19 protein-coding genes are annotated in these 18,886 nt (G+C 44.0%); 15 read left to right on the plus strand and 4 right to left on the minus strand.

The features are described from left to right. Nucleotides 1-20: 20 nt before the first annotated feature. Both phoB and OEU88_RS09990 read right to left on the minus strand, forming a co-directional pair. Nucleotides 21-710 carry a phosphate regulon transcriptional regulator PhoB gene (phoB, locus tag OEU88_RS09985; protein ID WP_262695024.1) on the minus strand — a complete coding sequence of 230 codons (690 nt, stop codon included), beginning with the start codon at nucleotides 708-710 and terminating at the stop codon, nucleotides 21-23. Nucleotides 711-867: 157 nt separating this feature from the next. Continuing rightward, nucleotides 868-2,136 (minus strand): ATP-binding protein, encoded by a 1,269-nt coding sequence (locus OEU88_RS09990; RefSeq protein ID WP_262695025.1) that lies wholly within the window; start codon nucleotides 2,134-2,136, stop codon nucleotides 868-870. Nucleotides 2,137-2,366: 230 nt separating this feature from the next. Between OEU88_RS09990 and OEU88_RS09995 the strand changes: the two genes are divergently transcribed. From OEU88_RS09995 to OEU88_RS10010, 4 genes are read left to right on the plus strand one after another with little or no spacing between them, the layout of a single operon-like run. Then, complete coding sequence (locus OEU88_RS09995; RefSeq protein WP_262695026.1) at nucleotides 2,367-3,185, plus strand: hypothetical protein; 819 nt, start codon at nucleotides 2,367-2,369, stop codon at nucleotides 3,183-3,185. 20 nt (nucleotides 3,186-3,205) lie between these two features. After that, nucleotides 3,206-3,508 carry an HPr-rel-A system PqqD family peptide chaperone gene (locus OEU88_RS10000; protein WP_262695027.1) on the plus strand — a complete coding sequence of 101 codons (303 nt, stop codon included), beginning with the start codon at nucleotides 3,206-3,208 and terminating at the stop codon, nucleotides 3,506-3,508. A gap of 1 nt (nucleotide 3,509) precedes the next feature. Next, nucleotides 3,510-4,451 carry an HprK-related kinase A gene (locus tag OEU88_RS10005; protein ID WP_262695028.1) on the plus strand — a complete coding sequence of 314 codons (942 nt, stop codon included), beginning with the start codon at nucleotides 3,510-3,512 and terminating at the stop codon, nucleotides 4,449-4,451. Continuing rightward, nucleotides 4,441-5,487, plus strand: coding sequence for a nucleotidyltransferase family protein (locus OEU88_RS10010; RefSeq protein WP_262695029.1), 1,047 nt, complete (start codon nucleotides 4,441-4,443; stop codon nucleotides 5,485-5,487). Before OEU88_RS10005 ends, OEU88_RS10010 begins: the two co-directional genes overlap by 11 nt. On the opposite strand, the gene gph is transcribed toward OEU88_RS10010, so the two are convergent. After that, complete coding sequence (gene gph / locus OEU88_RS10015; protein ID WP_262695030.1) at nucleotides 5,435-6,109, minus strand: phosphoglycolate phosphatase; 675 nt, start codon at nucleotides 6,107-6,109, stop codon at nucleotides 5,435-5,437. The genes OEU88_RS10010 and gph overlap by 53 nt on opposite strands. 204 nt (nucleotides 6,110-6,313) lie before the next feature. On the opposite strand from gph, the gene OEU88_RS10020 reads away from it, so the two are divergent. From OEU88_RS10020 to OEU88_RS10045, 6 genes are all read left to right on the plus strand, one after another. Further along, on the plus strand, nucleotides 6,314-7,687 hold the full coding sequence (locus OEU88_RS10020) for a class II 3-deoxy-7-phosphoheptulonate synthase (RefSeq protein ID WP_262695031.1): 1,374 nt from the start codon (nucleotides 6,314-6,316) through the stop codon (nucleotides 7,685-7,687). Between the two features lie 82 nt (nucleotides 7,688-7,769). Further along, nucleotides 7,770-9,437 carry an NAD+ synthase gene (locus OEU88_RS10025; RefSeq protein WP_262695032.1) on the plus strand — a complete coding sequence of 556 codons (1,668 nt, stop codon included), beginning with the start codon at nucleotides 7,770-7,772 and terminating at the stop codon, nucleotides 9,435-9,437. A 55-nt stretch (nucleotides 9,438-9,492) separates the two neighbouring features. Further along, nucleotides 9,493-10,815: a glutamate--tRNA ligase gene (gene gltX / locus OEU88_RS10030; protein ID WP_262695033.1), complete on the plus strand. Its 1,323-nt coding sequence runs from the start codon at nucleotides 9,493-9,495 to the stop codon at nucleotides 10,813-10,815. Nucleotides 10,816-10,818: 3 nt separating this feature from the next. Further along, the gene (cysS, locus tag OEU88_RS10035) at nucleotides 10,819-12,156 is read left to right on the plus strand and encodes a cysteine--tRNA ligase (protein ID WP_262695034.1); all 1,338 of its coding nucleotides are present in this window, start codon (nucleotides 10,819-10,821) and stop codon (nucleotides 12,154-12,156) included. A 2-nt stretch (nucleotides 12,157-12,158) separates the two neighbouring features. Further along, nucleotides 12,159-12,878, plus strand: coding sequence for an RNA methyltransferase (locus tag OEU88_RS10040; RefSeq protein ID WP_262695035.1), 720 nt, complete (start codon nucleotides 12,159-12,161; stop codon nucleotides 12,876-12,878). 90 nt (nucleotides 12,879-12,968) lie between these two features. After that, nucleotides 12,969-13,559 (plus strand): C-type lectin domain-containing protein, encoded by a 591-nt coding sequence (locus tag OEU88_RS10045; RefSeq protein ID WP_262695036.1) that lies wholly within the window; start codon nucleotides 12,969-12,971, stop codon nucleotides 13,557-13,559. Nucleotides 13,560-13,567: 8 nt separating this feature from the next. On the opposite strand, the gene hemB is transcribed toward OEU88_RS10045, so the two are convergent. Further along, the gene (gene hemB, locus OEU88_RS10050) at nucleotides 13,568-14,557 is read right to left on the minus strand and encodes a porphobilinogen synthase (RefSeq protein WP_262695037.1); all 990 of its coding nucleotides are present in this window, start codon (nucleotides 14,555-14,557) and stop codon (nucleotides 13,568-13,570) included. A gap of 222 nt (nucleotides 14,558-14,779) precedes the next feature. Between hemB and OEU88_RS10055 the strand changes: the two genes are divergently transcribed. From OEU88_RS10055 to glyA, 5 genes are all read left to right on the plus strand, one after another. Then, on the plus strand, nucleotides 14,780-15,259 hold the full coding sequence (locus OEU88_RS10055) for a MarR family winged helix-turn-helix transcriptional regulator (protein ID WP_262695038.1): 480 nt from the start codon (nucleotides 14,780-14,782) through the stop codon (nucleotides 15,257-15,259). A 210-nt stretch (nucleotides 15,260-15,469) separates the two neighbouring features. Beyond that, a complete protein-coding gene (gene hemA, locus OEU88_RS10060; protein WP_262695039.1) occupies nucleotides 15,470-16,687 on the plus strand; it encodes a 5-aminolevulinate synthase in 1,218 nt (405 codons plus the stop codon). A gap of 10 nt (nucleotides 16,688-16,697) precedes the next feature. Further along, nucleotides 16,698-16,913 (plus strand): DUF6898 family protein, encoded by a 216-nt coding sequence (locus OEU88_RS10065; protein WP_262695040.1) that lies wholly within the window; start codon nucleotides 16,698-16,700, stop codon nucleotides 16,911-16,913. Between the two features lie 205 nt (nucleotides 16,914-17,118). Further along, on the plus strand, nucleotides 17,119-17,556 hold the full coding sequence (gene rpiB / locus OEU88_RS10070) for a ribose 5-phosphate isomerase B (RefSeq protein WP_262695041.1): 438 nt from the start codon (nucleotides 17,119-17,121) through the stop codon (nucleotides 17,554-17,556). Between the two features lie 36 nt (nucleotides 17,557-17,592). Then, nucleotides 17,593-18,879, plus strand: a complete 1,287-nt coding sequence (gene glyA, locus OEU88_RS10075; protein WP_262695042.1) for a serine hydroxymethyltransferase — start codon at nucleotides 17,593-17,595, stop codon at nucleotides 18,877-18,879. Nucleotides 18,880-18,886 lie beyond the last annotated feature (7 nt).

Raw genomic sequence — 18,886 nt, forward strand, 5'->3', positions numbered from 1 at the left:
ATTAGTTGGCAAAACAAACACTATCTGTGCTTATCGAGTGCATAGCCTGCTGAACGCACAGTTCTTATATAGTCTTTACCGTCGCCTTCATTCATCGCTTTTCTCAGCCTTCTAATGTGAACATCGACAGTGCGTGGTTCAACATAGACATCGTGTCCCCAAACAGAATCAAGCAATTGCTCACGTGAAAATACGCGGCCCGGATTTTCCATAAAATGACGTAACAAACGGTACTCGGTTGGACCCAAGTGGATAAGTGTATCGTTACGCATCACACGATGCGACACATTATCAAGCGATATATCTTCAAATCGGAGCTCGTGTCCAGCAAGGGCAGGGCGGACGCGCCTTAAAACGGCTTGAATACGGGCTATAAGTTCTTTGGGTGAAAATGGTTTTGTAACATAATCATCAGCGCCGATTTCAAGTCCGCGTACACGATCAGGTTCGTCAGCGCGAGCCGTAAGCATTATAATTGGGACATTTGCCGTTTCTTCGTTGCGGCGCAGCTGTCTGCATATTTCCAAACCTGACAGATTAGGTAGCATCCAATCAAGAAGAATAACGTCTGGCGTATCTTGAGCTGCCAGATAAAGGCCTTCTTCACCATCAGCAACCGATTCGACTTTATAGTCGGCGCGTTCAAGGTTGTAACGCACAAGTTCAGTAATATTTAAGTCGTCTTCGATTAGTAGAACGCGGGTTTTCACTGCGTTTTCCTCTCAAGTGATGCATGTAAGTCGTGTATCAATTAAGTAAGAGTTACTGAGTTAATGTTACAGATTGATGGCACTTTAGTAGCATGGAATCATCAGATAAACTTAAAATGTAACAATTATCATACTCTTAATTTTCAGCTACAAAGCCTTAAGGCCGCGTCAGCCGGAAAGTAAATGTCGTGCCTACACCCATTTTGCTTTTAATTTTCAATTGGCTTTCGTGTCTCAATAAAATGTGTTTAACGATAGCAAGTCCAAGCCCGGTCCCGCCCATTTTACGTGATCGAGCGTCATCAACGCGGTAAAAACGCTCTGTTAGTCGCGAAAGATGTTCTTGTCCTATACCAGGGCCCTTGTCTGATACGCTAATTTTAATAAATCGCGCATCTGTTGCTATAGTTGCTTTTACACTCACTACGGTGTCGCGGTCAGCGTATTTTGCAGCGTTTACTATCAAATTGAGCATCACTTGCATTATTTGATCAGCATCGGCGATAGCTTCATTAGCGTTTTTCTCAACGCTAACATCGAAGGTAATACCGCGGCTTTCCGCCGTTTGAGTTGCGGAAGTAACAACACCTTCAATAAGGTTTTTGATATCTACTTTAGTGTCTGGTGTTGAGTGCCGGGACATCTCGATTTTAGATAACGACAATAAATCATCAATAAGCCGCACCATTCGTCCTGCTTCGGTTTGCATAATCGTTAAAAACCGTTCACGGGCAGGGGGATCGTCTTTTGCAGGGCCTTGAAGCGTTTCTACAAAGCCTATGAGTGATGATAAAGGAGTTCTGAGTTCGTGACTGGCATTAGCAACAAAATCAACACGCATCTGTTCCGTTTGCAGCAGGCTGGTTACTTCATAGAAGAAAGCCATGGCTTGTGTAGGGATAGTATGTTTTCCGGTTCCTGGAACACGGGTGATAGTCACATCAAAGCTTCGATCTTTTTCATCTCTGTGCCTTACAACACCAGCGTTTTTCTTGTTTTTAACAAAGATAGACTTAAGTGCTTTAGCAAACTTTGAATGCCTCAAGTAAAGTGTAATATCATCATCTACAATCTTTTCGCCAAGCAATTCTCTTGCCGAAGCATTAGCAAACGAAATACGGTGATCTTCTGCAATAATTACGATTGGCAGCGGTATACCATCAAGTGCATTTGCTCGAACCGAGCGAACGCCAGTATCACGCATATCACGCTTTTTTTGCAGCGCATTCCGGCGTTTATCAAGCGCATTATATCGGCGCTCTATTTCAAGACGAATAAGTAACCCGCCAACAATTAATAAAATGAATAATCCGGCAATAGTGTCGATTAAATCAAAAGCCCAGGATAATGTGAGCACAATCAACAAAACTACGGTTATGGTTCTTTCATTAAGAATAGACTTATCGTCTTGATTCTTCTTTGCCATGCTTACATTTGTTCCATTTACTAAAACACAGGTCTTTTACTGTCATACTTGCGTTAACCAATTAAAAACAGTTTTCTTTCATTTTTATGTCAAAGATTGATATTGATTTGATTGAAATAACTCTGGTCAACTCATACTCTTTTAATGTATTAAGATTATGTTCTGGTTGGTGGTCTGCCTGAATATAGGCGCCAGTGCATGAAATTATTCAGTTTATAATGGATGAATCTGTGACAGATCTACCAGAAAACAGCACCGTAAAAAGTGTAGGAAAGTCAGCAAACGTTGATCATAGCGCTGCTCGCCGTAACCTCTTGAAACTTGGTGTGGCCGGCATGCCAATGGTGTTAACGCTTAAAGCGTCTGCACGTCAATTGGCTATCTCTCAGTTAAATTGTGTAATCGTTTTGCCTAGTCGCATGCGTATCCTTGTTGATTCGGACGGAAATGCCTGGTCTGGGACAAGAAATATTAGCTATGATGCGTCAAAAGGCGGTTATAAATTATCTGATATTCAGAAATTTAAGGATCATCGTAACACGCGAGAATTTACGGGCGGTTTGCCCAATTCTCTCACACCCTCTGCTTGTTCATCATATTCATATGGTGGTGGCCAAGATGATTGTGATGATGATAGTGGTGGCAAAGGCGATGACGATGATTATGACTACTATTATGATGCGGACTTTGAAAACGCTTCCAGCGATTTAGATTTGTTGATGCAGGCCTCTTCTAATACATATGCTGATGGTATTGAAGCTGGTTACAGCTCTAAAGATGACGATGATGATGACGATTGTGAAGAACCCACTCATATAGATTGTGGATATTATTTCACGACACTACGACGCAACAGGGAAATACGGCCTGGTGATTTCATTGATGGCTCTGTATGGGATTTAAGAGGCGACGATGGTTTGTTTGTTGCTCTGTCACTGCAATATGCATGCGGTGTATCCGAGACCGGTTGGCCGGGAATTTCATGTATTGTGTCAATTCTTACATATCTGAGGCAAAATGGCGGTAGTAACGCTTGTCCTCCGTATTAATATCTTTCTGAGTAATTTCCATGGCAGCTGGTCCTATCACTGACGACATGAAATGGCGTTCCAGTAGCGATGGCTACATCGCTACTGAGTTTGATGACACTTATCTAGTATTTGTAAAAGCGTCTGCTGAAACGCATTTTTTGAATTTTTTGTCGTTTGGGATTGTTACAGAAACTGAATCAGTTGCACAAACTGCTACAGAATTAGCTATGAACTTACGCAGAAGGTTTGAACTGACGGATGAAGAGTTAACGCAGGAGCTAGTCTCTTTAACCTTGTCAGAACTTGATGATACCGGCTTGATTTGGCCCGAGACTGTATAGAATGAGTACAGTAACACGCGTATCAGACCTTAGTAGACGCGAAATACGTTCTTCGTTACGTGAAGGTTCTTTACTTTTACACTTGGGTCCATTTGCCCAGTTAATATCGGGCTCAAGCGATCCACTAATCGATTTTCTTCAGGATACATACCGTGATTGTCAGGTAGAGCTTTTCCCAAGTGACGTTACCGATGTTCATTTGAATTTACGTGCACCTAACATTTTACGTAAGTTTTTTCGGCCACAAGTTGTTCCTGATCCAGGTTTTGAAGTGCCTGCAGTGCCTCTGCCGATTGAAATGGCACCTTTGGCATTTGAAATGGGTTTAAACCTGTCAGTAGCGCTTAAATGCTGTCGCTTTGTAACCATTCATGCAGGTGTAGTGGCGGATAAAGATGGCGCTATTCTTATGAGCGCTGAATCCGGTTCAGGTAAAAGTACACTAACGGCAGCGCTTCTTGAACGAGGGTACCGTCTATTTTCAGATGAATTCGCTCTTGTTGGCCTTGGCGATGCAGTGCTGCAGCCGTATCCAAGACCAATTTCGCTTAAAGAAGAAACAATTCCAATTGTCCGCGAACTTGCCGGTGATGAATGGATTAGTCCAATCGTTAAAGGTTCACCAAAAGGCGATATTGCATACAGACGAGCAAGGCGTAGTGATATCGATCAATCTCATAAGCAGGCAAAAGCTAAGCTGATATTATTTCCCGAATTCGAGCCCGGTATGCGGCCATATAAACGCAGATTAAATACTGCAGAGGCGATTTTACGTTTAATACCGGCTTCTACCAATTTCGGCTTGCTCGGCGAGCAAGCTTATCTTGCTATCACACGCCTTTTTGATGACGCGGTTGCTTATGAATTAAGCTATGGCTCAACGGAACAAAGTTTGAGCTTGATTGATGAAGCGTTGCAGGAAAGAGATGATCATGCAGCGTAAAGCATTGAAGCAGATCGTTGGCCTAAAGCCTTTGCCAGAAAAAGTTTTGAAACGCATCAAGTTAATGATTTTTGCTGATGCTCATCATGTACTTGGGCAAATGGCTGCTGCTTTGACAGGTGCACACGAAGGCAAGATAAATGACGTGTTTGACAATGCCTTACTACGCACGGCCCATGATCACCGCATGTTACATTTCGAAATGAACCGATTAGAGCGGGCGCTTGAGGGGACAGAAATAACACCAATTTTACTCAAGGGCGCCGCGTATGTCGCACGGGATTTGAAAGCTGCACAAGGTAGGCGCGTTAGTGATATTGATATTCTTGTGAGAGAAGAAGAGCTTGATCAAGTCGAAAAGCTTTTGATGCAAGCAGGCTGGAAAGCCGACCAAGAAACTGACAACGAGTATGATCAAGAATACTACCGCCAATGGATGCATGAATTGCCGCCTATGCGCCATGGTAAACGTGGTACAATCATTGACGTGCACCACCTTTTGCTGCCTAGAACGGCACGATACAAAATCGGTATTGATCAAATGATTGACGGCGCAAGAACAATAGAAGCTAGCGCGCTAAAGACATTTTGTCCGGCCGATGTATTTATACATTCAGCTATCCACGCTTTTGCAGATGGCGCCTTTGATAACCCGGTTCGGGGGTTCATTGAGCATTATTATCTATTTCAGGATTTAAATGAAAGTGACCGCAAAGATTTGTGTGTGAGAGCCGAGCAGGTTGGTGCAGAAAAGCCAGTAGGCCTTGCGGTATGGTGTGTCGGTTTCTTATTTTCTGACGAGAACGCTCAAAAAATGGCTAAAAACATGAAAAAGCCAATGTTGTTTTGGCTTTTAAGGTGGGCATTGATTTCAAAAGCCATGGATGGGTTAACTTCTCCTCTTGCAAAAGCGCTGCTTTATATCCGTAGCCATTACCTTCGCATGCCAATGCGGTTACTTGTACCGCATCTTACACGCAAAGCTATTCAATGGCGCCCAATGTCACGCAAGCCGGTAGATCTGCCATTGCCGTAATGGTCAGATCTGCATTTAATTCATCATGTGGAATAGCTGAATATCCAAAAGTAACCAAAATAGATGGAATATTTGCAGCGCGCGCCCCGTCAATATCTGCAATACTATCGCCAATCATTATAGCCGGACCTGTACCTGGTAAGGCGTTTATTGCGCTGAGAATAGGGCGAGGGTCAGGCTTCTTATATGGAAGACTGTCACCGCCAATAATACATTCAAAATATTGAGTCATATTGAGGTCATGCAGCAATGATTTTGCCAAATGGTGAGGTTTGTTGGTGCAAATTGCTAACCCAAATCCATCAGATTTAAGCGCTTGCAATACATTTATCGTGTCGGGAAATGGACGCGAGTTAACAGCAACATTATCTGCATAGTATTTTAAGAAACTTTGTAAGAGTTCAGCGGTATCTTGCCGGTTGACACCACCTGTTGCTTTTAATCCAAGCTCTATAAGCTTCATAGCGCCAAAGCCTACCATGTGCCTCACTTGCTCTAGCGTGACTGGTGCACGGTTAATTTCATGTAACACGTGGTTTGTTGCTGCGAGAAGGTCCGGTGCCGTGTCAACGAGCGTACCGTCTAGGTCAAATATAATTTTTTTGGCAAATATTGGTGTCATTGTTACTCCTGTAGTTGCGCTCAAATAACAGGATTTCATAATGCACAGCAACACATATGATTTGCTATATGGATTTCGCCAGTTCATTCCTATATTAAGACTTGCGCATGGATTGTAGATCAGTTTATGTGCACATGATGTTGCGTAGAAGTGTGATAATTTGAAATAATAGTTTAAAGCCGCGTTAGTGAAAAGGTAAGAGTGATGAGTGAATGGCGCCCAGATAGCTGGAGATCAATGCCAATAGTGCAGATGCCTAATTACCCTGATACAGTAGAAGTTAATTCTGTTGAAAAGGAACTAGCTAGTTATCCGCCACTTGTTTTTGCCGGTGAAGCAAGGAATTTGAAAGCACAATTGGCTGATGTTGCTCACGGAAAAGCCTTTTTACTTCAAGGTGGTGATTGCGCCGAAAGCTTTGCTGAATTTCATCCGGATAACATCCGTGATACTTTTCGTGTTTTGCTGCAGATGGCTGTTGTTCTGACATTCGCGGCATCTTGCCCTGTTGTTAAGGTAGGGCGCCTGGCGGGTCAGTTTGCAAAACCACGATCAAAAGACACTGAAACCATCAATGGCGTAGAACTACCAAGTTACCGTGGTGACATTATCAATGGCATTGATTTTGACGCCGCGGCGAGGATTCCTGATCCAAAACGTATGACGCGTGCCTATAGTCAGTCAGCAGCCACACTTAATTTGCTGCGTGCATTCGCACAAGGTGGCTATGCTAACTTGATGTCCGTTCACAAATGGAATTTGGATTTCGTTAGTCAAAGTGGTGCAGGTGAACAATACCGCGAATTGGCTGACCGTATTGGTGAAGCACTGTCCTTCATGCAAGCTTGTGGCATCAATCCTGCTGATGTTCGACAGCTTCAGGGAACTGAATTTTATACATCTCATGAAGCATTACTGCTTGGATACGAGCAAGCGTTAACACGTGTCGATTCAACGTCTGGTGATTGGTACGACACTTCTGCTCACATGCTTTGGGTTGGTGATCGAACGCGTCAAACTGATGGTGGACACCTTGAATTCTTAAGAGGTGTGTCAAACCCTATTGCCTCTAAGGTAGGTCCAACAACTGACCCTGATGACCTTATTCGTTTGATTGATATTCTAAATCCTGAAAATGAAGCAGGGCGATTGACTCTAATTACGCGCTTTGGTGCCGATAAGGTTGAAGAATACCTGCCGCGCCTTTTGCGAAAAGTAAGCTCTGAAGGACGCCACGTTGTTTGGTCATGTGATCCTATGCACGGAAACACGCTTTCTGCTGGTAGTGGCCTGAAAACAAGGCCCTTTGATCGGATTTTGAAAGAAGTGAAGCAGGTATTTGCATGTCATAAAGCTGAAGGCACATATGCAGGCGGTATACACCTTGAGTTAACGGGGCAAAATGTGACTGAATGTACAGGTGGTGCTGTGGCGATAACAGAGGAAAGCTTGTCATCTAGGTATCACACACACTGCGACCCACGTTTGAATGCCAATCAGGCAATTGAGCTAGCCTTTTTACTTGCAGAAGCTCTTAAAGATGAACGGTTAGCGATGAATCAAACGACGGCTGCCTAGACACGAAATACTGTAAGGTAAACGGAACTTATTAGCTGTTTCTTTGCTTGTGATGGGTAGTATGCCGCGTTAAAAGGCTGATATGTCAGAAACACTTTCTATATATATTGCACAACTAAACCCAAATTTAGGTGCTGTGCAGAGCAACTGTAAAGCCATTGCTGCTGCATATGCACGCGGCATGGCCGATGGTGCGGATCTGATTTTGACACCTGAGCTGTCTATTACTGGCTATCCTTTAGAAGACCTCGTGTTGAAGCCATATTTTGTACGTATGGCAAGGCAAGCGCTTGAGAGTTTAGCTGAAATTACTGCTGGTGAAGGAGCGCCTGGTTTATTGGTAGGTGCGCCATGGTTGGATGATGGTGTTCTATATAATAGTACATTCTTGCTTGAGGGCGGTAACATTACTGCCATTCGTTACAAGCATGATCTACCTAACTACGGAGTTTTCGACGAAAAGCGGGTATTTTCACAAGGGCCTTTGCCTAAACCAATACTGTTTCGCGGCATCTCACTCGGTGTAATGATATGTGAAGACATGTGGTTTCCTTCAGTTGCAAATGCCCTAAAATCGGATGGCGCTGAAATCCTTCTTGTGCCGACATGCAGTCCGTTTCAGGTTAACAAGCATCAAGAACGCGAGAAACAAGGCCAACTCCGTACAGAAGAAACAAAATTACCGCTTATATTTTGTAATCAGGTTTGTGGGCAGGATGAGTTGGTGTTTGAGGGTGCCAGTTACGTACTTAATCACCGTGGTAAAAAAATCATACAAATGCCGGCATGGCAAGAAGCAGAGCTGCTGACATGTTGGAAACGTGTGAACGATGGGTTTGTGTGTGAAACAGAGAACATGAATGAGCTCGAAACCGGCATGGCGGCCATCTATCAGGCCATGATGCTCGGATTACGTGATTACGTGCAGAAAAACCATTTCCCCGGCGTTCTACTCGGCCTTTCTGGCGGTATTGATAGCGCTTTATCTGCAGCTGTCGCAGTTGATGCGCTGGGCGCAGATAAGGTTGACTGTATCATGATGCCTTCACGATTTACTTCAGGTGAAAGTGTTAGTGATGCGGAGGAATGCGCCAAATTATTAGGCGTTAACTATGACACCATTGCTATTAAGCCGGGCATGGATGCATTTAATGAGATGTTATTTCCTGCGTTTAAAGATACAAACCCCGATACGACAGAAGAGAATATCCAATCCCGTTTACGTGGTCTTATTTTGATGTCTCTTTCTAACAAGTTTGGCAAAATGGTGCTTACAACGGGCAACAAATCGGAAATGTCTGTAGGTTATGCCACGCTATACGGTGACATGTGTGGCGGATATAGTGTTTTGAAAGACGTATATAAACTTGATGTTTTTGAGTTATGCCGTTGGCGCAATCAAACTGTTCCTAAGGGAGCATTAGGGCCATCTGGGCCAGTCATGCCGCATAATATAATTGCGAAACCGCCAACGGCTGAATTGCGCGATGATCAAAAAGACGAAGACAGCTTACCTCCTTATGAGCGCCTAGACGATATATTGCGGTGCTTGGTTGATAATGAAATGGCTGTTAGTGAAATAATTGAACGTGGTCATGATGCATCAGAGGTTGCACGTATTGAACACCTGCTGTACATCGCTGAATATAAAAGGCGTCAGTCGCCGCCCGGTGTGAAAATTACCGGGAAAAATTATGGTAGGGATCGTCGATACCCTATCACAAATGGCTTTCGGAGCGCGCGCTCCTGAACAATGTTTATACAGTAAAAGGCATTTATGTGCCTCAAGCTGACAGGAAAATATAATGAGTGTAAAAGTTCGTTTTGCGCCGTCTCCGACGGGAAAACTTCATGTTGGCAACATTCGTGCTGCATTGGTGAATTGGCTTTATGCCAAACAGCAAGGCGGTACATTTGTTCTACGCATTGACGATACAGACCGCGAACGATCCACACAGGAAAACGAAGACGCCATTCGCGCAGACCTCACATGGTTAGGCTTGAAATGGGATGAGACTTTTCGCCAAAGTGATCGCTTTGAGCGCTATAACGAAGTTGTTGAGCAACTCAAGAAAGCAGGCCGTTTATATCCATGTTATGAAACTGCCGACGAACTGGATATGAAGCGCAAAATCCAGATGAGTAGAGGTAAACCGCCAGTTTATGACCGTAGTGGACTTACACTCACTGATGATGAGCGTAGTAAATTTGAAGCAGAAGGCCGTGCACCACATTGGCGTTTTAAGCTTGATGTACCGGCACGTGTTGAATGGGAAGACCTAATTCGAGGAACGGTTTCAATTGATATGGAATCAGTTTCCGATCCTATCTTAATTCGCGGTGATGGCAGCTTTTTATATACCCTTCCAAGTGTTGTTGATGATGTTGATTACGGCATAACTCATATTGTGCGCGGTGAAGATCATGTGACTAATTCAGCTGTACAAGTGCAGATTTTTGAAGCCGTTGGTGGTAAGTCACCTGAAATGGCGCACTTCGCGCTTATGACAGGTAAAGGAGGCGAAGGTCTCTCAAAACGCCATGGCGCAATGTCCATCGGTGAATACCGTGATGAAGCCGGCTTGGAAGCCATGTCTATTGTGTCCTTGATAGCTAGAGTAGGCACGAGCGAACCTATTGAGGCATTTACTTCGGTTGAACCATTAATCGCCGGATTTGATTTCGGTAAATTTAGCCGCTCGACAGCCAAATTGGACCCTGCAGATTTGGATATGTTAAATGCAAAAATTCTGCATGCGTTACCATATGAAGCTGTCAAAGACCGGCTGCAAGGCGTCGATCAAACTTTTTGGCAGGCTATTCAACCCAATTTAAGCAAGATAGCAGATGTAAATGCATGGAAAGCGATCGTAGACGGGCCAGTAACTCCTATAATTGAAGATCCAGCTCATATTGCAAATGTCAGGAACCTGTTACCAGACGGCGATATAACGACGGAAACCTGGTCTGCCTGGACAAACTGCATCAAAAATGAATTGGGCGTGAAGGGTAAAGCTTTGTTTATGCCTTTAAGACAGGCACTAACAGGCCAAAACCATGGACCTGATATGGGGGTCTTGTTACCGCTTATAGGACGTGAAAAAGTGCTCGAGCGCCTTGCTGGATAAGTCATGACGGATATATACGTATATAATACAGAAACACGAGCGAAACAAAAATTTGAGCCGATAGATGCCAAGAACATCCGTATGTATGTGTGCGGGGTAACGGTATATGATTACGCTCATATTGGAAATGCGCGCCCCTATACTGTATTTGATTTGTTGTATCGCTTGTTACGCCATGTTTACGGTACCGAACATGTTACATATGCGCGAAATATCACTGATATTGAAGACAAGATTATGCAGCGCGCCGCAGATGAGGGTGTTGGTATAAAAACTATAACATCGCGCTACACCAAGATATTTAAAGAAGATATGCAATCGTTAGGCTCTCTTGATCCTGACTTAGAACCCAAGGCAACAGAGCATTTACCGCAAATGATAAAAATGATGCGGGATTTGATCGAAAAAGGCCACGCATATGTCGCTGATGGGCACGTGATGTTCCACGTGCCTTCTATGGAAAACTATGGCCGTTTGTCTCGACATAGTAGAGATGAACTGGTTGCAGGAGCCCGTGTTGAAGTAGCTTCTTTCAAAAAAGATCCTGCGGACTTTGTTTTATGGAAACCCTCAACAGATGATCAAGTCGGTTGGAATAGCCCTTGGGGGCGAGGTCGACCGGGATGGCATCTTGAGTGCTCATGCATGGTCGAAGAACACCTCGGTACCGAAATTGATATTCATGCAGGAGGTCAAGATCTCATTTTCCCTCACCATGAAAACGAGATTGCTCAATCGGAATGCACACACGGCAAACAGTTTGTTCGCTATTGGATGCATAACGGCTACTTGACTGTTGATGGTGTTAAAATGTCCAAGTCTTTGGGCAATTTCTATACGATCAGAGAATTACTGGAACAACACGGCGGCGAGGCAATGCGACTGTCTCTTTTAACCGCACATTATAGGCAACCAGTTGATTTTTCTCATGATAACGCTGTTGAACAAAAGAAAAGGCTCGATCGGTGGTACCGTTTAGTTGACGGTGTTGCACCTGCATCTGAAGTTCCTTCAAGTGTTATTAATGCCTTGTCAGACGACCTAAATACGCCAAAAGCATTAGCAGCGCTTGACGCATTAGCAACGAGCGAAACTGCGGCCTCATTAAAAGCTGGTGCTCAGTTTATGGGTTTGTTGATGCAATCGAGTGATGAATGGTTCAAGGGCGGACTTGGCGAAAGCATTGATGTAGATGAGGTCGAAGGGCTTATCGAGGATCGTTTAAAAGCACGACAAAATAAAGATTTTTCCGAATCAGATCGAATCAGAGACCGACTCGCTGAAATGGGCGTCTTGCTAGAAGATGGACCTAGCGGAACGTCCTGGCGGAAAGCCGATTAGCAATGGGTAGACCTGCAATCATATTAGTGCAGCCACAGTTAGGCGAAAATATCGGGAAAACAGCACGAGCCATGCTTAATTTTGGGCTGACTGATTTAAGGTTGGTTGCGCCGCGTGATGGATGGCCTAATCCCTCTGCTGGGCCTTCAGCAAGTGGTGCTGATGTGGTTCTTGATAATGCGCGCGTTTTTGATGATGTGGCTTCTGCAATTGATGACTGCCACCATGTGTATGCCTCTACTGTTCGTCCGCGCGACATGATAAAGCCAGTTGTAACACCGCGCGAAGCAGCGGCCGAGATAAATGCGTTAACTGAAAACCACTGTACTGCTATTTTGTTTGGACGAGAGGCCTCAGGCCTTTCAAACGATGATATAGCATACGCTAATTCTATAGTTACAGTTCCTGTTAATCCAGACTTTGGCAGTCTTAATCTTGCCCAAGCTGTTATATTAATGGCTTACGAGCTGTATATATTTGGAAACGACACACCGCATTACCAACCAGGGCATGCCGAGGGATTAGCGAGTAAAAAAGAAATGGAAGGCTTGCATTCCCATTTAACAGGCGCACTGGAGGAACGTGGGTATTTTAGAAGTGCTGAACGTCGCACCAAACAAGAACATACATTGCGGAATGTCATGCAGAATGCTTCTTTCTCTTCGCAGGAGGTACAAACTTTGCGTGGTGTAATAAAATCACTGATAAGAGATAAATGTTAATCTCTGCTTCATTTGCGATGAGTATACCTATATTAGCTATATGTTCCTAGAAGCAGTATTGCTTAGGCTTGATTAATTGGAGATACAGACATGTTTGCATTAGTTGCTGCCATGATGATGATGCAAGGTCTCGATGATACAGGTACTGCAATTGCCCAACCAGTTGGTAAAGCAATATTAGAGCCTGTGTCAGGTAGTTATTTTCAGATATTCGAATTCTATGGTCGCCCGCCTTACACATGGCGTCATGCAAAGCGTATGGTTAAAGGTTATTTACATGAGGGCAGGGAAGGCAACCTTGCTACAATTAAAGATGGTTCAACACATTATTTTCTGATTCTCAATTTCCCGGAACTGAGAGAACAACCAATGTGGATTGGTTTAGCAGCTGAATGCAACGAGCAGGCAGATCTGATATGGGTAGATGACACTAATCTTGCCGACACCTCATTTCGTGCGTGGAATCCAGTTGCGCAAAAGAAAATTCGCGATAATTGCAAGCGCTTAGAGGAAACAGGTACTCAATTACCTATCTACTATGAACCATCAGATCTGGGTTCGAGATGGGAAGTTTCTACACCTACCTCGAATATCACACGCATGATGGTTGAGTTTCCAGTACCTGTGGAAGAGGAAGCTCCTGCAGAAGGTGATATTGGTGAAACAACAGTTGGTCGTTAAAAGGTGAGCTATTCGTTTAGTTTTTTCGCTATTTCATATGCGAAATAAGTGAGAATACCATCCGCACCTGCACGTTTGAATGACATCAGCGATTCCATCATAATGCTTTCCTTGTCTAGCCATCCATTTTGGGATGCCGCTAGTATCATGGCGTATTCTCCTGATACCTGATATGCGAATGTTGGTACTCCAAAAGTATCTTTTATTTCCCGAATAATATCCAGATAAGGCATGCCAGGCTTGATCATCACGCTATCGGCCCCTTCATCAATATCTAGACTAACCTCACGGATCGCTTCCAAACGATTTGCGGCATCCATTTGATAAGTCTTTTTATCGCCTGATAAGACACCTGTGCTACCGACTGCGTCGCGGAATGGTCCATAAAATGCCGAGGCGTATTTAGCTGCATAAGCCATTATTTGCACATGCGAGAAACCGGCTTCATCAAGCTTTTTACGAATTGCACCGACACGACCATCCATCATATCAGAGGGGGCAATGATATCTGCGCCTGCTTGTGCTTGTATGACAGCTTGCTGAACAAGTACATCAACTGTTGCATCATTGAGGATAGTGCCATTTTCCAACAACCCGTCCTGCCCATGACTGGTATAGGGGTCGAGCGCAACATCAGCCAACAGGCCAATTTCAGGCACAGCTTCTTTAATCGCCGCTAATGCTGTGTTTATTAAATTATCAGCATTCAATGCTTCATCACCATTCACACTACGACGTTCAGGCTGAGTTGATGGAAACAACGCTATACAGGGGATACCTATTTCAGCTGCAGATTTCGCAGCTTTTACTGCTTTATCAACACTTAGTCGCGAAACACCTGGCATTGAGGCCACCGGCTGTTCAATGTTCTTCCCATCACAGATAAAAATCGGCCAGATCAAATCATCAACAGAAACTCTAGTTTCTTGGACCATCCGGCGAGACCAATCATGTTGCCGCGTTCTTCTTAAGCGTGTGCTAGGGAATTTGGGGTTCATTGTGTGCGTGCTCTTGTATCTGTTTTTCTGATCTATACCGGATTGAATAGAAATACGCCAAATAACTTTAAATTAGATACAATTTTATCATTAACTAAGCATTAGTAGTTGTCCGCGAAACTGATGATATTCAGATTCGACGAAAATTTGTCCTTTTTCTTTGGGTGGACGGTGTCGTGGCATTTGAAACAAGGTGAAAATTGACAACGTTAGGGCAAAACGATGCATGGTTATGATTTTAATGATCCGAAATTTCTCTTTCTGGACATTCTTTCTTTAGTGGAAAGGTTGCATCGGCGTTTGCTTGACGTTCTGAAAAATCACTTGGAGCAAATTGGTAAGAATGATCTTAATCCAGTGCAGGCATTACTTTTGCACAACATCGGTGAAAACGAGATGACCGCAGGTGAGCTAAAGTCACGTGGTTATTATCAAGGATCAAATGTTTCGTATAACCTAAAGAAACTGGTGGAAATGGGATACCTTCGTCATGAACGTTCAGACTATGATCGAAGGGCCGTGCGTATCTCACTTACTGATGCGGGTTATGAAATTAGAGACCTAATCGATCAGCTTTACGTTAGGCATTTACAGGAAATGATGCGGGATGATTTAACATCTCAGGATGAGTTAAAACATTTACGCAAGAACTTGAGGAACCTTGAACGTTTCTGGTCTGATAAAATTCATTTTGGCCTATAATTGTCAAAATTGATTAGAGAAATCGTAACAATTGACTGCCTTTACAGCAAATTAAGTATTATATATTAGGTATATAGCAGCTGAAATTGACATGCGACAATTTCACTGCTGGACGAAATGTGTCATATTAGGTACGTAGACGGCGTATTCATGGCATCTTTGCATATGTAACGCGTTGTGAGTCGGGCCAAATTGTTGACGGACTGTCAGATGGATTATGAAAAGATATTATCTTCTGCGATAGAAACTATCCGCAGCGAAGGTCGTTATAGAACCTTTGCAGATATTTCTCGTGAACGCGGTGCTTTTCCTCGCGCTCAGCGGCATGATGCTGGAGACAATGCACGTTCAATTACAGTTTGGTGTAGTAATGATTACCTGGGAATGGGGCAGCACCCTAAAGTAATTGAAGCTATGCATAATGCTCTTGACGAAACTGGCGCGGGTGCTGGCGGAACCAGAAACATTGGCGGAACGAATCATTATCATGTTTTGCTTGAGAAAGAGTTAGCTGACCTGCACCAGAAAGAATCTGCTCTGCTTTTCACTTCAGGTTACATTTCCAACGAAGCAACATTATCTACAATCGCGGGATTATTGCCGGAATGTGTTGTTTTTTCAGATGCTCTAAATCACGCATCCATGATTCAAGGCATCCGCAATAGCGGTGCAAAGAAGGCAATCTTCCGTCATAATGATGTTGCACATCTGGAAGAACTGCTGGAAGCGGCTGATCCGAAGGCACCTAAAATTATCGCTTTTGAGTCTGTTTATTCCATGGACGGCGATATGGCACCGATTAAAGCTATCTGTGATCTGGCCGATAAATATAATGCCATGACTTACCTCGACGAAGTTCATGCCGTTGGTATGTACGGCGAACAAGGTGGCGGCGTTGCTGAACGTGATGGCCTTGCTGACCGCATCACTATCATCGAAGGCACTCTTGGAAAAGCCTACGGTGTTATGGGAGGCTATATAGCTTCTTCGCAAGCCTTAGTTGATGTTGTGCGCAGCTGTGCTTCCGGATTTATTTTCACAACTGCTTTAAGCCCGGTTCTAACTGCAGGTGTTCTGGCTAGTGTGCGTCATTTGAGAGGCAGCAGTAGTGAACGTATTCAGCAACAAAGGCGAGCTGCTGAACTTAAGCAGCGTATGCGGGATGCGAAGCTACCTGTTATGCCGTCTGAAAGTCACATTGTGCCTTTGTTCATTGGGGACCCTGTGCTTTGTAAGGATGTCTCTGATTTGCTGTTAAATGAATTTGGTATTTACGTGCAGCCTATCAATTACCCAACGGTAGCCAAAGGTACAGAACGTCTACGTTTTACGCCCGGACCACTTCATGACGATAATGCAATGGATTCGCTTATCAATGCATTGTCAGAGGTTTGGCAACGCCTTGGCTTAACGCGCAAGATTGCTTAACGGCTAGTACATGCCAGTTCCTACTCGAATAATAGTTGAAATGATACCCCAGGGTAACTTCATAAAAGTATCTGCTGTATGCGAGGATACGGGTAGAGAAGTATCTATTGTCGGTGATCCAAGGGCGGGCAATGCCGCACTTAAAGCGCTTGCCGTTAAAAAGCTAAAATACGTAATGTCTAAACAAGATAGTGGGCAAACACCACGTCGCGGCATTGAAGTTTAAGCATCTTATTACTGCAGTGCATTGTCATATAAAAACGACTACCTAGCTATGATGCCTTATTCAGCTTCGTGAATGAATTTTGCTTGAGTAATTTCTCAATAGACACTTGGGTTGCGTAAGGGAGTATGATATCACGCTGCCAAGTAAAAATGCATAATTGGCTATGTCCAAAAAAGACACTAGTCAGTGCTGGGGAATTACGGAAATGGCGAATGAAATCATTGCAATAGCCAGCGATCATGCAGGTTTTTCATTAAAAGAAGTATTAAAGGGTAAACTTGAAAACCTCGGTTTTGAAGTTTTGGACCTTGGTACAAACTCCACCGATTCTGTTGACTATCCAGATTATGGCATAGCCATGGGCGAAGCAATTGCTGGGGGCAAGGCAAACCGAGGCGTTTTGGTCTGTGGTTCTGGCATTGGAATATCAATTGCTGCGAATAGAAATGAATCTGTTAGAGCAGCGCTTTGTCATTCTGGTTTGATGGCGCGCCTCGCACGGCAACATAATGATGTAAATGTATTGGCGCTGGGGGCACGACTAACCGGTGTTGATACCGCGTTAGATTGTTTATCTGAGTTTTTAAATACACCTTTTGAAGGTGGTCGCCATGCTAGGCGCGTTTCTAAATTGAGTTCTTAATTCTTTATCTAAAACGATCCAAAGAAAGCGATTATTATGAGCAACTTTGCACAAGAAGGTTTTTTTACTGCAAGCTTAGGTGATACAGATCCTATACTGAAACAGTCGCTTGATGGCGAATTAAAGAGACAGCAAAGTCAAATTGAGCTTATCGCATCTGAAAACATTGTAAGCCGCGCTGTACTAGAAGCCCAAGGTTCTGTACTTACAAATAAGTATGCGGAAGGATATCCGGGACGTCGTTATTATCAGGGTTGCCACCATGTTGATATTTCTGAAGAATTGGCGATTGATCGTGCCAAACAGTTATTCAATGCAGATTTTGTAAATGTTCAACCTCATTCCGGCGCACAAGCAAACGGCGCCGTAATGCTGGCTTTGACCACACCAGGTGACACCATTATGGGTATGTCACTGGATGCTGGGGGCCACTTGACACACGGTGCAAAACCAGCGCAGTCAGGCAAATGGTTCAATGCCGTTCAATACGGTGTCCGCAAAGAAGATGCCTTAATTGACTATGATGAAGTTGCGGCAATGGCGAAAGAACATAAACCACGCCTAATAATCGCTGGTGGCTCTGCTTATCCTCGTGCAATTAACTTTGCACGCTTTCGCGAAATTGCCGACAGTGTTGGTGCGATTTTCATGGTTGATATGGCACACTTTGCTGGCCTTGTTGCCGGTGGCATTCACGACAACCCACTCGACTATGCTGATGTTGTCACAACGACGACACATAAAACATTGCGTGGGCCTCGAGGCGGTATGGTTTTGACTAACGACGAAGCTATTGCTAAAAAGATTAACTCTGCTGTTTTTCCCGGACTTCAAGGTGGCCCATTGATGCATGTTATTGCAGCTAAAGCCGTTGCATTCGGAGAAGCATTGCAACCCGAATTTAAAAAATATGCAGAGCAAGTTGTTATCAATGCGCGAACGTTGGCTGCACGCTTACAGCAAAATGGTTTCGATATTGTTTCTGATGGTACAGACACGCATGTTGTTCTGGTTGATCTACGCCCTAAAGGAATTACAGGGAAAGCCGCTGATGAAGCGCTTGAACGTGCATTCATGACTTGTAATAAAAACGGTGTTCCATTTGACCCTGAGAAACCATTTATCACTTCTGGCATTCGTCTTGGAACGCCGGCAGGTACCACACGTGGTTTTGGTGAAGCAGAATTCGAAAAAATTGCAGACATGATAACCACTGTTATTGATGGGCTGGCCGCTAATCCTGAGGACAATGGAGCAGCAGAGGAACAAGTTCGCAGAGACGTTGCCGTTTTATGTGACAAGTTCCCCATTTACGCCGGCTGATCGACAG

Source organism: Kordiimonas aquimaris, assembly GCF_025574485.1.
GTDB classification, from domain to species: Bacteria; Pseudomonadota; Alphaproteobacteria; order Sphingomonadales; family Kordiimonadaceae; genus Kordiimonas; species Kordiimonas aquimaris.